At 66.7% G+C, this 13,267-nt stretch carries 15 protein-coding genes; 13 read left to right on the top strand and 2 right to left on the bottom strand.

Annotated elements, in window-relative coordinates; genetic code table 11:
* Positions 1 to 57 precede the first annotated feature (57 nt).
* The 8 genes from ACZ52C_RS03875 (at position 58) to ACZ52C_RS03910 (ending at position 6,642) form a co-directional block, all read left to right on the top strand.
* Complete coding sequence (locus ACZ52C_RS03875) at positions 58 to 789, top strand: helix-turn-helix transcriptional regulator (RefSeq protein ID WP_469073250.1); 732 nt, start codon at positions 58 to 60, stop codon at positions 787 to 789.
* Positions 786 to 2,210 (top strand): Fe-S cluster assembly protein SufB, encoded by a 1,425-nt coding sequence (gene sufB / locus ACZ52C_RS03880; protein WP_045560921.1) that lies wholly within the window; start codon positions 786 to 788, stop codon positions 2,208 to 2,210. Before ACZ52C_RS03875 ends, sufB begins: the two co-directional genes overlap by 4 nt.
* Positions 2,211 to 2,299: 89 nt before the next feature.
* On the top strand, positions 2,300 to 3,481 hold the full coding sequence (gene sufD, locus ACZ52C_RS03885; RefSeq protein WP_469073251.1) for a Fe-S cluster assembly protein SufD: 1,182 nt from the start codon (positions 2,300 to 2,302) through the stop codon (positions 3,479 to 3,481).
* Entirely contained in the window at positions 3,481 to 3,801 is a 321-nt protein-coding gene (locus ACZ52C_RS03890) for a non-heme iron oxygenase ferredoxin subunit (RefSeq protein ID WP_239753293.1), read from the top strand. Before sufD ends, ACZ52C_RS03890 begins: the two co-directional genes overlap by 1 nt.
* Before the next feature lie 7 nt (positions 3,802 to 3,808).
* On the top strand, positions 3,809 to 4,573 hold the full coding sequence (gene sufC, locus ACZ52C_RS03895) for a Fe-S cluster assembly ATPase SufC (RefSeq protein WP_326583645.1): 765 nt from the start codon (positions 3,809 to 3,811) through the stop codon (positions 4,571 to 4,573).
* Positions 4,570 to 5,826: a cysteine desulfurase gene (locus ACZ52C_RS03900; protein ID WP_469073252.1), complete on the top strand. Its 1,257-nt coding sequence runs from the start codon at positions 4,570 to 4,572 to the stop codon at positions 5,824 to 5,826. The genes sufC and ACZ52C_RS03900 overlap by 4 nt, the downstream gene beginning before the upstream one ends.
* A 16-nt stretch (positions 5,827 to 5,842) precedes the next feature.
* A complete protein-coding gene (sufU, locus tag ACZ52C_RS03905; protein ID WP_033527154.1) occupies positions 5,843 to 6,313 on the top strand; it encodes a Fe-S cluster assembly sulfur transfer protein SufU in 471 nt (156 codons plus the stop codon).
* A complete protein-coding gene (locus ACZ52C_RS03910) occupies positions 6,310 to 6,642 on the top strand; it encodes a metal-sulfur cluster assembly factor (RefSeq protein WP_020130530.1) in 333 nt (110 codons plus the stop codon). The genes sufU and ACZ52C_RS03910 overlap by 4 nt, the downstream gene beginning before the upstream one ends.
* A gap of 72 nt (positions 6,643 to 6,714) precedes the next feature.
* On the opposite strand, the gene ACZ52C_RS03915 is transcribed toward ACZ52C_RS03910, so the two are convergent.
* Positions 6,715 to 7,641 (bottom strand): AbfB domain-containing protein, encoded by a 927-nt coding sequence (locus tag ACZ52C_RS03915; RefSeq protein WP_469073253.1) that lies wholly within the window; start codon positions 7,639 to 7,641, stop codon positions 6,715 to 6,717.
* 296 nt (positions 7,642 to 7,937) lie between these two features.
* Between ACZ52C_RS03915 and ACZ52C_RS03920 the strand changes: the two genes are divergently transcribed.
* From ACZ52C_RS03920 to ACZ52C_RS03940, 5 genes are all read left to right on the top strand, one after another.
* Positions 7,938 to 8,258, top strand: a complete 321-nt coding sequence (locus tag ACZ52C_RS03920) for a DMT family transporter (RefSeq protein ID WP_469073254.1) — start codon at positions 7,938 to 7,940, stop codon at positions 8,256 to 8,258.
* Positions 8,258 to 8,794: a TetR/AcrR family transcriptional regulator gene (locus tag ACZ52C_RS03925; RefSeq protein WP_045560914.1), complete on the top strand. Its 537-nt coding sequence runs from the start codon at positions 8,258 to 8,260 to the stop codon at positions 8,792 to 8,794. The genes ACZ52C_RS03920 and ACZ52C_RS03925 overlap by 1 nt, the downstream gene beginning before the upstream one ends.
* Before the next feature lie 134 nt (positions 8,795 to 8,928).
* Positions 8,929 to 9,918 (top strand): 2,3,4,5-tetrahydropyridine-2,6-dicarboxylate N-succinyltransferase, encoded by a 990-nt coding sequence (gene dapD, locus ACZ52C_RS03930; protein WP_469073255.1) that lies wholly within the window; start codon positions 8,929 to 8,931, stop codon positions 9,916 to 9,918.
* A 299-nt stretch (positions 9,919 to 10,217) separates the two neighbouring features.
* Positions 10,218 to 11,321: a GTP pyrophosphokinase gene (locus ACZ52C_RS03935; RefSeq protein WP_469073256.1), complete on the top strand. Its 1,104-nt coding sequence runs from the start codon at positions 10,218 to 10,220 to the stop codon at positions 11,319 to 11,321.
* Between the two features lie 439 nt (positions 11,322 to 11,760).
* Positions 11,761 to 12,309 carry an HD domain-containing protein gene (locus tag ACZ52C_RS03940; protein WP_469073257.1) on the top strand — a complete coding sequence of 183 codons (549 nt, stop codon included), beginning with the start codon at positions 11,761 to 11,763 and terminating at the stop codon, positions 12,307 to 12,309.
* 480 nt (positions 12,310 to 12,789) lie between these two features.
* Here ACZ52C_RS03940 and ACZ52C_RS03945 read toward each other — a convergent pair whose 3' ends face one another.
* Positions 12,790 to 13,260: an NUDIX hydrolase gene (locus tag ACZ52C_RS03945; RefSeq protein ID WP_469073258.1), complete on the bottom strand. Its 471-nt coding sequence runs from the start codon at positions 13,258 to 13,260 to the stop codon at positions 12,790 to 12,792.
* Positions 13,261 to 13,267: the final 7 nt, after the last annotated feature.

The following is a 13,267-nucleotide window of genomic DNA, read 5'->3' on the forward strand; positions in this document are numbered from 1 at the left end:
GCCCGCCCGGCCGGGCGCGGCTTGCCCAGCTCTGAGGAATTACGCAACAATGGCGTTGTGAAAAACGTCGGTGAGGCTCCGCAGGAGGAACTCGCGACCGGTGAGCGGTCCACCCGCAACCGGGTCGCGCGGTCCATCCTGTCCCATGGCCCGTCCACCGTCGCCGACCTCGCCGGGCGTCTGGGGCTGACCCAGGCGGCCGTCCGCCGCCACCTCGACGCCCTGGTCTCCGACGATGTCGTGCAACCCCGCGAGCAGCGCGTCTACGGCACGCGTACGCGCGGGCGCCCGGCCAAGGTCTTCGCCCTGACGGACTGCGGACGGGACGCCTTCGACCAGTCGTACGACAAGCTCGCGACCGACGCGCTGCGCTGGATCGCCGACCAGGAGGGCGGGGAGCAGGCGGTCGCCGCCTTCGCCCGCGCCCGGGTCGCCGCCCAGGCCAGGGCCTACCGCGAGGCGGTCGAGGCCGCGGACCCCGACGAGAAGGCCGAAGCCCTGGCCAAGGCCTTGAGCGCCGACGGGTACGCTGCTGCGGCACGCAGTGCCCCTCACCCCCACCAGGGCGAGCAGCTCTGCCAGCACCACTGCCCGGTGGCCCATGTGGCCGAGCAGTTCCCGCAGCTCTGTGAGGCCGAGACCGAGCTCTTCGCCGAACTGCTCGGTACACACGTCCAGCGGCTGGCCACCATCGCCCACGGCGACGGCGTCTGCACGACGTTCATCCCCAGAATTTCCAAGACAGCCACCAACGCATCCGCAAGCACGGCCGGGAGGAACCCCGCATGACTCTCCCCATCGAGGAGACAGCCCACCCCGAGCTCGAGGGCCTGGGTAAGTACGAATACGGCTGGGCGGACTCCGACGAGGCCGGCGCCTCTGCCAAGCGTGGCATCAACGAGGACGTCGTCCGGGACATCTCCGCCAAGAAGAACGAGCCGGAGTGGATGACCAAGCTCCGTCTCAAGGGTCTGCGCCTGTTCGAGAAGAAGCCCATGCCGAACTGGGGCTCGGACCTCTCCGGCATCGACTTCGACAACATCAAGTACTTCGTGCGTTCCACGGAGAAGCAGGCGGAGTCCTGGGAGGACCTGCCCGAGGACATCAAGAACACCTACGACAAGCTCGGCATCCCCGAGGCGGAGAAGCAGCGCCTCGTCGCCGGTGTCGCCGCCCAGTACGAGTCCGAGGTCGTCTACCACCAGATCCGCGAGGACCTGGAGGAGCAGGGCGTCATCTTCCTCGACACCGACACCGCCCTGAAGGAGCACCCCGAGCTCTTCAAGGAGTACTTCGGCACCGTCATCCCGGTCGGCGACAACAAGTTCGCGTCGCTGAACACCGCGGTGTGGTCCGGCGGTTCCTTCATCTACGTGCCGAAGGGCGTGCACGTGGAGATCCCGCTCCAGGCCTACTTCCGTATCAACACGGAGAACATGGGCCAGTTCGAGCGGACGCTGATCATCGTCGACGAGGACGCCTACGTCCACTACGTCGAGGGTTGTACGGCCCCGATCTACAAGTCGGACTCCCTGCACTCCGCGGTCGTCGAGATCATCGTCAAGAAGGGCGCCCGCTGCCGCTACACGACCATCCAGAACTGGTCGAACAACGTCTACAACCTGGTCACCAAGCGCGCCGTGGCCTACGAGGGCGCGACCATGGAGTGGGTCGACGGCAACATCGGCTCCAAGGTGACGATGAAGTACCCCGCCGTCTACCTGATGGGCGAGCACGCCAAGGGCGAGACCCTCTCCATCGCCTTCGCGGGCGAGGGCCAGCACCAGGACGCCGGCGCCAAGATGGTCCACATGGCCCCGAACACCTCCTCGAACATCGTGTCGAAGTCGGTGGCGCGCGGCGGTGGCCGCACCTCCTACCGCGGCCTGATCGAGATCGGCGAGGGCGCCCCGGGCTCGAAGTCGAACGTCCTGTGTGACGCGCTGCTCGTCGACACCATCTCCCGCTCCGACACCTACCCCTATGTGGACGTCCGCGAGGACGACGTCTCCATGGGCCACGAGGCGACCGTCTCCAAGGTCTCCGAGGACCAGCTCTTCTACCTGATGAGCCGCGGCCTCAGCGAGTTCGAGGCGATGGCGATGATCGTGCGCGGCTTCGTCGAGCCGATCGCCAAGGAGCTGCCGATGGAGTACGCGCTGGAGCTCAACCGGCTGATCGAGCTGCAGATGGAAGGCGCGGTCGGCTAAGCACCGCCCTCCGGTCCAGCAGCAGGCGGCCCGCCTCTCCGGGGCGGGCCGAAGATCGAAAAACGTAGGAAGAGAGCAGACCGACAGCCATGGCTGAGGCTCAGAACATCCCGGTGGGGAGCACCACCGCCGGCTCGATCGCGGTGGCCGCCGAGTCGACCGTCGCCACGCGCATGAGCGCGCCCCCGTCCTTCGACGTGGCGGACTTCCCCGTGCCGCACGGCCGCGAGGAGGAGTGGCGGTTCACCCCGCTGGAGCGCCTGCGCGGGCTGCACGACGGCACCGCCGTCGCCACCGGCGACGGCCTGAAGGTCGACGTCCAGGCCCCCGAGGGCGTCACCGTCGAGGCCGTCGGCCGCGACGACGCCCGCCTCGGCAGGGCCGGCACCCCGGTGGACCGCGTCGCCGCCCAGGCCTACTCGGCGTTCGAGAAGGCCGGCGTGATCACCGTCCCCAAGGAGACGGTCCTCGCCGAGCCGATCCGGATCGCCGTGCACGGCGAGGGCGGCACCGCCTTCGCCCACCAGGTGATCGAGCTGGGCGCCTTCGCCGAGGCCGTCGTCGTCATCGACCACACCGGTGACGCGGTGCTCGCCGCCAACGTCGACTACGTCCTGGGCGACGGCGCCAAGCTGACCGTCGTCTCCGTCCAGGACTGGGACGACAAGGCCGTCCACGTGGCCCAGCACAACGCCCTGGTCGGCCGGGACGCGTCCTTCAAGTCGATCGTCGTCACCTTCGGCGGCGACGTCGTCCGCCTCCACCCCCGCGTCGCCTACGCCGGGACCGGCGGCGAGGCCGAGCTGTTCGGGCTCTACTTCACCGACAAGGGGCAGCACCAGGAGCACCGCCTCCTGGTCGACCACAACACCCCGCACTGCAAGTCGAACGTGGTCTACAAGGGCGCGCTCCAGGGCGACGGCGCCCACGCGGTCTGGATCGGCGACGTGCTGATCGAGGCCAAGGCCGAGGGCACCGACACCTACGAGATGAACCGGAACCTGGTCCTCACGGACGGCGCCCGGGTCGACTCCGTGCCGAACCTGGAGATCGAGACCGGCGAGATCGTCGGCGCCGGCCACGCCTCGGCGACCGGCCGCTTCGACGACGAGCAGCTCTTCTACCTGATGGCCCGCGGCATCCCGGCCGAGGAGGCCCGCCGCCTCGTGGTCCGTGGCTTCTTCGCCGAGCTGGTCCAGCAGATCGGTGTGGACGACATCCAGGAACGCCTTCTCGTGAAGATCGACGAGGAGCTGGAGGCGTCGGTCTGATGTCGACCTATGTACGAGCCTGTGGGCTGAGCGAGCTGGAGGAGGACACCCCCAAGCGGGTGGAACTCGACGGCACGCCGGTCTCGGTCGTGCAGACCGAGGGGGAGGTGTTCGCCATCCACGACATCTGCTCCCATGCGAACGTCTCGCTCTCCGAGGGCGAGGTGGAGGACTGTCAGATCGAGTGCTGGCTGCACGGCTCCGCGTTCGACCTCAGAACCGGCAAGCCGTCCGGCCTACCCGCGACGCGCCCCGTCCCCGTATACCCCGTAAAGATCGAAGGGGACGACGTGCTCGTCTCCCTCACCCAGGAGTCCTGAGGCACCCATGGCAACGCTTGAAATCCGAGACCTGCACGTCACCGTCGAGGCCGACAACGCCACGAAGGAGATCCTCAAGGGCGTCGACCTCACCGTGAAGCAGGGCGAGACGCACGCCATCATGGGCCCCAACGGCTCCGGCAAGTCGACCCTCGCCTACTCCCTCGCGGGTCACCCGAAGTACACGATCACCGGCGGCACCGTGCTGCTCGACGGCGAGGACGTCCTGGAGATGTCCGTCGACGAGCGCGCCCGCGCGGGCCTGTTCCTGGCGATGCAGTACCCGGTCGAGGTCCCCGGCGTCTCGGTCTCCAACTTCCTGCGGACCTCCGCCACCGCCATCCGCGGCGAGGCCCCCAAGCTGCGCACCTGGGTGAAGGAGGTCAAGGAGGCCATGCAGCGCCTCAACATGGACCCCGCCTTCGCCGAGCGCAACGTCAACGAGGGCTTCTCCGGCGGTGAGAAGAAGCGCCACGAGATCCTCCAGCTGGAGCTGCTGAGGCCCAAGGTCGCGATCCTCGACGAGACGGACTCCGGTCTGGACGTCGACGCGCTGCGCATCGTCTCCGAGGGCGTCAACCGCGTCCGCGAGACCGGCGAGGTCGGCACCCTGCTGATCACCCACTACACGCGCATCCTGCGCTACATCAAGCCCGACTTCGTCCACGTCTTCTCCGGCGGGCGCATCGTCGAGTCCGGCGGCGCCGAGCTCGCCGACAAGCTGGAGAACGAGGGCTACGAGGTATACACGAAGGGTGGCGCATCCGCGTGACACAGCTGCCGGGCCTCCTCGACACCGAGGCGATCCGCAAGGACTTCCCCATCCTGGACCGCCAGGTCCACGACGGTAAGAAGCTCGTGTACCTGGACAACGCGGCGACCTCGCAGAAGCCGCGCCAGGTGCTGGACGCCCTGAGCGAGTACTACGAGCGCTACAACGCCAACGTCCACCGCGGTGTGCATGTGCTCGCCGAGGAGGCCACGGCGCTGTACGAGGGAGCGCGCGACAAGGTCGCAGCCTTCATCAACGCGCCCTCGCGCGACGAGGTGATCTTCACCAAGAACGCCTCCGAGTCGCTCAACCTCGTGGCGAACATGCTGGGCTGGGCCGACGAGCCCTACCGCGTGGACGCCGAGACCGAGATCGTCATCACGGAGATGGAGCACCACTCCAACATCGTGCCGTGGCAGCTGCTCTCGCAGCGCACGGGGGCGAAGCTGAAGTGGTTCGGGCTGACCGACGACGGCCGACTCGACCTCTCCAACATCGAGGAGATCATCACCGAGAAGACGAAGATCGTCTCCTTCGTGCTGGTGTCCAACATCCTCGGCACGGTCAACCCCGTCGAGGCGATAGTGCGCCGGGCGCAGGAGGTCGGTGCGCTGGTCTGCATCGACGCCTCGCAGGCCGCGCCGCACATGCCGCTGGACGTGCAGGCGCTCCAGGCCGACTTCGTGGCCTTCACCGGCCACAAGATGTGCGGTCCGACGGGCATCGGCGTGCTCTGGGGCCGCCAGGAGCTCCTGGAGGACCTGCCTCCGTTCCTCGGCGGCGGCGAGATGATCGAGACGGTGTCGATGCACTCGTCGACGTACGCCCCCGCCCCGCACAAGTTCGAGGCGGGCACCCCGCCGATCGCGCAGGCGGTCGGCCTCGGCGCGGCGATCGACTACCTGAACTCCATCGGCATGGACAAGATCCTCGCCCATGAGCACGCGATCACCGAGTACGCGGTGAAGCGGCTCACGGAGGTCCCGGACCTCAGGATCATCGGCCCCGCCACGGCCGAGGACCGGGGCGCGGCGATCTCCTTCACCCTCGGCGACATCCACCCGCACGACGTGGGCCAGGTCCTCGACGAGCAGGGCATCGCGGTCCGGGTCGGCCACCACTGCGCCCGTCCCGTCTGCCTGCGGTACGGAATTCCCGCGACCACCCGAGCGTCGTTCTATCTGTACTCCACGCCGGCCGAGATCGATGCCCTGGTCGAAGGCCTGGAGCACGTACGGAACTTCTTCGGCTGAGGGGACGAGCGATCGCATGAAGCTGGATTCGATGTACCAGGAAGTCATCCTGGACCACTACAAGCACCCGCACGGCCGGGGCTTGCGGGACGGTGACGCCGAGGTACACCACGTGAACCCGACGTGCGGCGACGAGATCACCCTGCGAGTGAAGTACGACGGCACGACCATCGCGGACGTGTCGTACGAGGGCCAGGGCTGCTCGATCAGCCAGGCCTCGGCCTCCGTGCTGAACGACCTTCTCGTCGGCAAGGACCTCGCGGACGCGCGGAAGATCCAGGAGACCTTCCTGGAGCTGATGCAGTCCAAGGGGAAGATCGAGCCGGACGACGCGATGGAGGAGGTGCTGGAGGACGCGGTCGCGTTCGCCGGTGTCTCCAAGTACCCCGCCCGGGTCAAGTGCGCCCTCCTCAGCTGGATGGCGTGGAAGGACGCGACGGCCCAGGCGCTGGGCGCCGACGCCGACGTCGAAAGGAAGACGGCATGAGCGAGACCCTGGAGATGAAGCCGGCCTCCGAGGAGGAGGTCCGCGAGGCCCTGTACGACGTCGTCGACCCCGAACTGGGCATCGATGTCGTCAACCTGGGCCTGATCTACGGCATCCACATCGACGACGCGAACATCGCGACGATCGACATGACCCTGACCTCGGCGGCCTGCCCGCTGACGGACGTCATCGAGGACCAGGCCAAGTCCGCCACGGACGGCCTCGTCAACGAACTCCGTATCAACTGGGTCTGGATGCCCCCGTGGGGCCCCGACAAGATCACCGACGACGGCCGTGAGCAGCTTCGGGCGCTCGGGTTCAACGTCTGAGAGCTGTGACATGGGTGTGGCCCCCGGCGGATCGCCGGGGGCCACACCCATGTCCGCGGTGGTGGCGTCCGGTCAGGAGAAGCCCTTCACCAGGCTGTACGTGGCGTCCGCGTAGAAGTAGCCGCTGTGTTCGGCGCGTTCCAGGCGGAGCTGGAAATCGCGGTGGCGGACGAAGTAGCCGGGATAGTTCACCGACTCCAGCATGACCGAGCCCGAATAGCCCGAGCGGGGGCAGAAGGTGGCGTCCTGCATGAAGAGGCGGGAGCCGTCGTGGCCGGACGCGCGGAGCACGAAGTTCTGGTGGCGCACGTAGCGGCCGTCCGCCATGCGGAAGGAGTAGCAGGAGGAGTTCGCGAGACCGGAGACGACCTTGAAGGAGGAGTCCTCCCTGGTCTCGCTGCCGCTGCGGGAGCTCACCTGGTCCAGCTGGATCACCCCGTCACGCAGATGCCAGTAGCGGTCCGGGTGGTTGACGGACCGTACGGACTTGCGCGTCGTCGAGGTGGACGGCGGCTTCTTGGTGGGCGCGGGGGCCTTCGACGGCTCGCTGGTCGGGTTCGCACCGCCCTGCTGCTTGTCGTCGGACGAGTTTGCGTCCTTTGAGCCGGTGTCCTCGTCCTTCTTGCCGTCGTCGCCGTTCTTCGAGTCGACCTCGGAGCCCTGGGGCTCCGACAGACCGCTCTTGCCGTCCGGTGCCGAGGTCGCGGGGGGCGACGCGGGCGGGAGGGAGAGGGAGGGCAGGACGCGGTCCTCACCGGCGGTGGTGGTGCGCCCGTTCTTCGACGACGAGTCGTCAGGTCCGCTGCCCTGGAGGGTGATCGCGGTGACACACGACGACACGACGGCGAGGGCCAGGGCGCCGGCGAGCCAGAGGCGGCGCGTGCCCGGTATTCGAGTGTCGTTCGGGGCGACACCGGTCTCCCACACCTTCGCGGATCTGAGCACCGGAAGGTTGGGCGTGGTCTCGGCCGGATCAGGTCCGGGCTTCTTTGGCGGCATGCGCGGTTCCTTCGGCGTCGGCCCAAGGCGGACGTGAATCGTCATGCGGGTCAGGGAGGGTGGTACGTGTCACCCGTGTGTGCAAACCCTGGCGGTCGTCACACAATCGGGAGATTGACCGTTGAAACAGTAGTGGACCAAGGGGTGTGCGTGGAGCCCATTCGGAGAGCGCTTCCATAACGGAACGGCCCCGAATGCAGGGCCTCTTGGCCGTCTGTGCTGGTCAATTCCGCCCATAAGCGCGCCTGTGTCCCGCGATGTGTACAGGCGTACGCATCATGTGTACGATCGTACACATGGGATATCTGTTGCTCGCCGCGGCCATAGCCGCCGAAGTGGCCGCCACCACCGCGATGAAGTACAGCGAGGGCTTCAGCAAGCTGTGGCCGTCGCTGGTCACCGGGGTGGGGTACGTCATCTCCTTCGTCCTGCTCGCCCAGGCACTGAAGTCGATGTCGATCGGCACGGCGTACGCGATCTGGTCCGGCGTCGGTACCGCGACGGTCGCCGCCCTCGGACTGGTGCTGTTCGGGGAGGGGTTGAGCGTGGCCAAGATCGCCGGGATCGTGCTGATCGTCGCGGGGGTCGTGGTGCTGAACCTGGGAGGCGCCCACTGATGGCCCGGCGTTACGACCCCGAGCGGCGGCAGCGGATCATCGACGCGGCGATCCGGGTGGTGCGGGAGAAGGGCATCGCCGGGTTGAGCCACCGCGCCGTGGCCGCCGAGGCGGACGTCCCGCTCGGCTCGACGACGTACCACTTCAAGACCCTCGACGACCTCATGGTCGCCGCGCTGCGGCAGGCCAACGAGCGTTCCGCGAAGACCGTCGCAGCCCGCGAGGCCCTGCGCGACCCCGGCACCGACCTCGCCGCCGAACTGGCCGCGCTGGGCGGCGAATGGTTCGCCGACGACCGTACGGGCCTGGAGGTCGAGTACGAGCTCTATCTCGCCGCCCTGCGCCGCCCCGCCCTGAGGCCGGTCGCCGACGAGTGGGGCCGGGGCTTCGCCGACTGCCTCGCCGAACGCACCGACCCCGTGACCGCGCGCACCCTGGTCGCCCTCATCGACGGCATCTGCCTCCAGGTCCTGCTGACCGGGGCGCCCTACGACGAGGAGTACGCACGGGAGGCCCTGGCGCGCGCGATCCCCTGAGCCGCGGCCCGTGTCCGTACCGTCGGGCCGGCCGGCGTCGCGGGCCCGTACGGTATGTCCGCAACGTGCCCGGCCGCTGAGACGCCCGCGCCGCGGGTTGGCCTGCGTGCCCCCCTCCTGGTTAGGTTGCCCTCATGACCGACACGACTGCTCCTCGTACCACCGGCGCCGTGGCCGCCGGCCTCGCCACGATCGCCGCCGACGGCACCGTTCTCGACACCTGGTTCCCCGCGCCCGAGCTCGTCGCCGAGCCGGGCCCCTCCGGCACCGAGCGGCTGACCGCCGAGCGCGCCGCGGAGCTGCTGGGCGGTGGCGCGACGGCCGCCATCGGTCACGACACGCGCCGGGGCGTCGAGGTCGTCGCGGTCCGCACGGTCATCTCCTCGCTCGACGAGAAGCCGATCGACACGCACGACGCCTACCTCCGCCTCCACCTGCTCTCCCACCGCCTGGTCGAGCCGCACGGCCAGAGCCTGGACGGCATCTTCGGCCTGCTCGCCAACGTCGCCTGGACCTCGCTCGGCCCGGTCGCCGTCGACGAGCTGGAGAAGGTGCGCCTGAACGCGCGTGCCGAGGGTCTGCATCTCCAGGTCACGTCCGTCGACAAGTTCCCGCGGATGACGGACTACGTGGCCCCCAAGGGCGTCCGGATCGCCGACGCCGACCGGGTCCGGCTGGGCGCGCACCTCGCCGAGGGCACCACGGTCATGCACGAGGGCTTCGTCAACTTCAACGCCGGCACGCTCGGTACGTCGATGGTCGAGGGCCGGATCTCCGCCGGTGTCGTCGTCGGCGACGGCTCGGACATCGGCGGCGGCGCCTCCACGATGGGCACGCTCTCCGGCGGCGGCAACGTCATCATCTCGATCGGCGAGCGCTGCCTGATCGGCGCCGAGGCGGGCGTCGGCATCGCGCTGGGCGACGAGTGCGTCGTCGAGGCCGGCCTCTACGTCACCGCCGGCACCCGCGTCACCATGCCCGACGGCCAGGTCGTCAAGGCCCGCGAACTCTCCGGCGCCTCGAACATCCTCTTCCGCCGCAACTCGGTCACCGGCACGGTCGAGGCCCGCCCGAACAACGCGGTCTGGGGCGGCCTGAACGAGATCCTGCACAGCCACAACTGATCATCGGCGGCCGTGACCTGCGGCCACCTAATCGATCACTGCTCTGACCTGCTGCTGAGCTGTCGGCAGTTGTCGACGTTGGTCACCATTGAGCGCCCTTCCACGGCCCGAGGACGGCCCGGGAGGGCGCTCTTGCATGTAGAGCTGTACGCGTGACGAGTTCGCGGCGTCAGACCTCCTCGTCCTGTGCGCCTACCGCTTTTGGCACTTCTAAGCGTGTGCGTTAGTGACAGCACCTATCATGCAGAGTGCATAGATGCGTATTGCCCGACTTTGGAGGGGACTTGTCTGACAAAGGTGTGGACTACGAAGAAGTCACTGAACCGTTGCGAAATTTTGCACCTGCATTGGAATCCCTCTTGAGAGAGTTGCTTATCTCGAAGGAGATTCAGTTCCACTACATCCGGTCGCGAGTTAAGACGAAAGTCAGCACCGTTCGTAAGTTGGCAAATCCGTCGAAGAGATACACGGGGATCACGGATCTGACAGACATGTTGGGTGTGCGCATTGTTACGTACTTCCCTGACGATGTAGATCGTGTAGCCAAAGTGATCCGAGATGAATTTACGATCGACGAGAAGAATTCTACGGATAAAAGGGCATTGCTTGACGCGGATCGATTCGGCTACTTGTCTCTGCATTACATCGCGCGCCTCGGAGGGCGCAGGTCGCAGCTAGCCGAGTATGGAAGATTCAGTGATGTTACCTTCGAGATTCAAATCAGGTCGATCCTTCAGCATGCCTGGGCTGAGATCGAGCACGATCTTGGATATAAGAGCTCCAATGCGATTCCCGTGGAGATTCGGCGGCGGTTCTCGCGCGTTGCGGGCCTCCTGGAGGTTGCCGACAACGAATTCCAGGAGATTAGGAAGTACTTGGATCGGCACCAGCGGAGACTTGAGGGTGCCAGCAGTCGACAGTGGAAGGGGGTGAGGATCGATCAGGACTCGGTCCACGCCTTCACGAGGCGGGAGCCCGCATCTAAGGCGCTTGATCGACGGATTGCTAAATCTGTGGGCCTGTCTCTCGTGCACTCGGATCGTGAATATTCCGAAGCTCGTCGAAGGGAACTTGAAATTGCCGGATTTGCGAATCTCCTTGATGTGAAGCGGGAGATTGAACGGGATTTGGAATTGATCGCCAGATTTGCGCATTCTTGGATTTCCGATGAGAAGGTAGGGGGTGTCTGGGCGGCGAATGTGAATGTCGCCGATTCTGATGTGGAATGGAAATTCGATGAATCGGAGGGTCCGGATGACGAATTTGACGTGCTTCCGTCGGGTGTCGGGCTATTCTATTTGTGGCTCTATAAGTGCGCCAAGGGTGATGTTGCGGATCCACCTTTTGGGGAGGTGACGATCGGGCAATTGCGGATGAAGTACGAAGAAGTTGCAGCCGAGTGAATGATATCGGCATATTTGCTTCTCTAGGTGTCGGAGTGTTGCTGGTGCAATGCGAGGTCGGTGGAGCGGCTTTGGGCTGGAGCTGCTTTGGGGCGAGTGATCATGGCCCCGTAAGCTCATGGCGAGTCGGGCAGTCAGTGGACCTGCCCGTAAAGCACGACGTTGGGGCCATGATCTTAGAGGCTCGCCCCAAAGTGGCTGCCTAAAGCCGTGGAGCCGACCGCCCCAGCCATAGAGGGTGTCTTCCACTTCATGCCCGCAGCCGCCGAGCGCGCCGCCGGGCGCGGCCAGCCGGGGCGCAGACAGGAGGCAGGCCGCGCCGCAGAGGCGGCGCGCGCCCGCGCCGTGCGCGGGCTCTTGATGAAGTAGGGAAAGTATGACCGCGCCATGATCCGCAATGGGCTGTCGGCTTCCAGCCCGACTCGGCTACCGTGCGTACATGCCTTCTGCACTGGACGCACCCCAGGGTGCGGCCGAACTCGCTGAGTCCCTGTTGCCCCCGCTCGGGAACCGCTGGCTTCACACTCAGGCCGTGGCCGCCCGTGCACGCGAGGCTTCCGCGGCTGTGTCCGAAGGTGATCGGGACCTCCTCATCGCCGCTGCCTGGCTGCATGACCTCGGCTACGCCCCGGAGCTCCGGGAGACCGGCTTTCACCCCCTCGATGGTGCTCGCCACCTGGAGCGGCTCGGTGCGTCGGCACGTCTCGTCCGGCTGGTCGCGCATCACTCGGGTGCCGTCTACGAGGCCGAGCAACGCGGGCTTACCGCTGAGCTGGCCGTGTACGAGCGCGAGGATTCCGAGGTACTGGACGCGCTGATCTACGCCGACATGACGACCGGTCCCGCTGGGCAGTCCTTCGGCTTCGATCACCGCATAGACGAGATCCTGGAGCGGTACGAGCCCGGCAGCGAAGTACACAACGCGATCACCAAGGCTCGGCCGTACCTCAGCGCAGCGATTCAGCGGGTCGAAGCACGCTTGGGATGATGTGCGGGTGTCTGTACGTGGCTCGTAGACGGTCTACCGCAGATGGATCTAGTGCTCTACCGTCCTCAGCATGGGTGGCCTGGGGGAATTCTTAAAGAAGCGTTGGGGCGTAGTGATCCTCTTGCTGGGGATCTTGGCGTGGGCATCCGACCTCATCGGACCGGGGATCTTGATCCTCGTGGCTGCCGCAGCCGTCCTGTACTTCCTCCTCCAGGCGCCGCTCAGGTGCATCGCCTTGGGACGGCAGGGAAGGTGCCGAAACAACGCTCAGGGTCTCTTGCGGGGGTGCTGGATTCGCGAGCACAAGTGGCAAGGCTTCAAGGCATTGCGGGGAGCTGGAGGCGAGGCACAAGGCCCTCGCGCTGCGCTCATGGCGGACCGCCAGCAGATGAGTGCAACCCTCGGAGTCGCGGTGGGTGTGATCTCTGCGATCGTGGCTTGCGCGGACTTTATCTTCAAGTAGTCGCCTGGGAAGCGGCGTCACCCGAGGTGCGGCTCCGTTCGCGCTTCGAGTCCGTGATCGATGCGCATCCGCATGGACGGGTGGATGTTCAGCTCATCGAGCCTGCTCGGGGCCACGAACGCGACTTCCTTGCTCTCGCTGCTCGTCCGCAGCTCGCCCCCGGTGATGCGCGCCCGGAAGCAGATCGAGAACTGTTGACGGACCTCGCCGTCGTCGTAGGCCATGACGTGGGCCGGATTCGTGTAGAGGCCGACCAGGCCGGTCACCTCGACATCGAACCCGGTCTCCTCCTTCGTCTCCCGGACGGCCGCATCGGGCGCGGACTCGCCCACATCGACTCCGCCGCCGGGCAGCGCCCATAGGTCGTTGTCCGTCTTGTGGATCAACAGGACTTCCCCGGCCTCGTTCAGCGCCACGGCGGTGACTGACGGGACGATGCTGTTCGCCTTCGGTGCGTTCGGGTCGTTGAAGTAGTCGATGCGAGCCATGTCCCCA

The sequence above is a fragment of the Streptomyces sp. NPDC034049 genome (assembly GCF_055575575.1).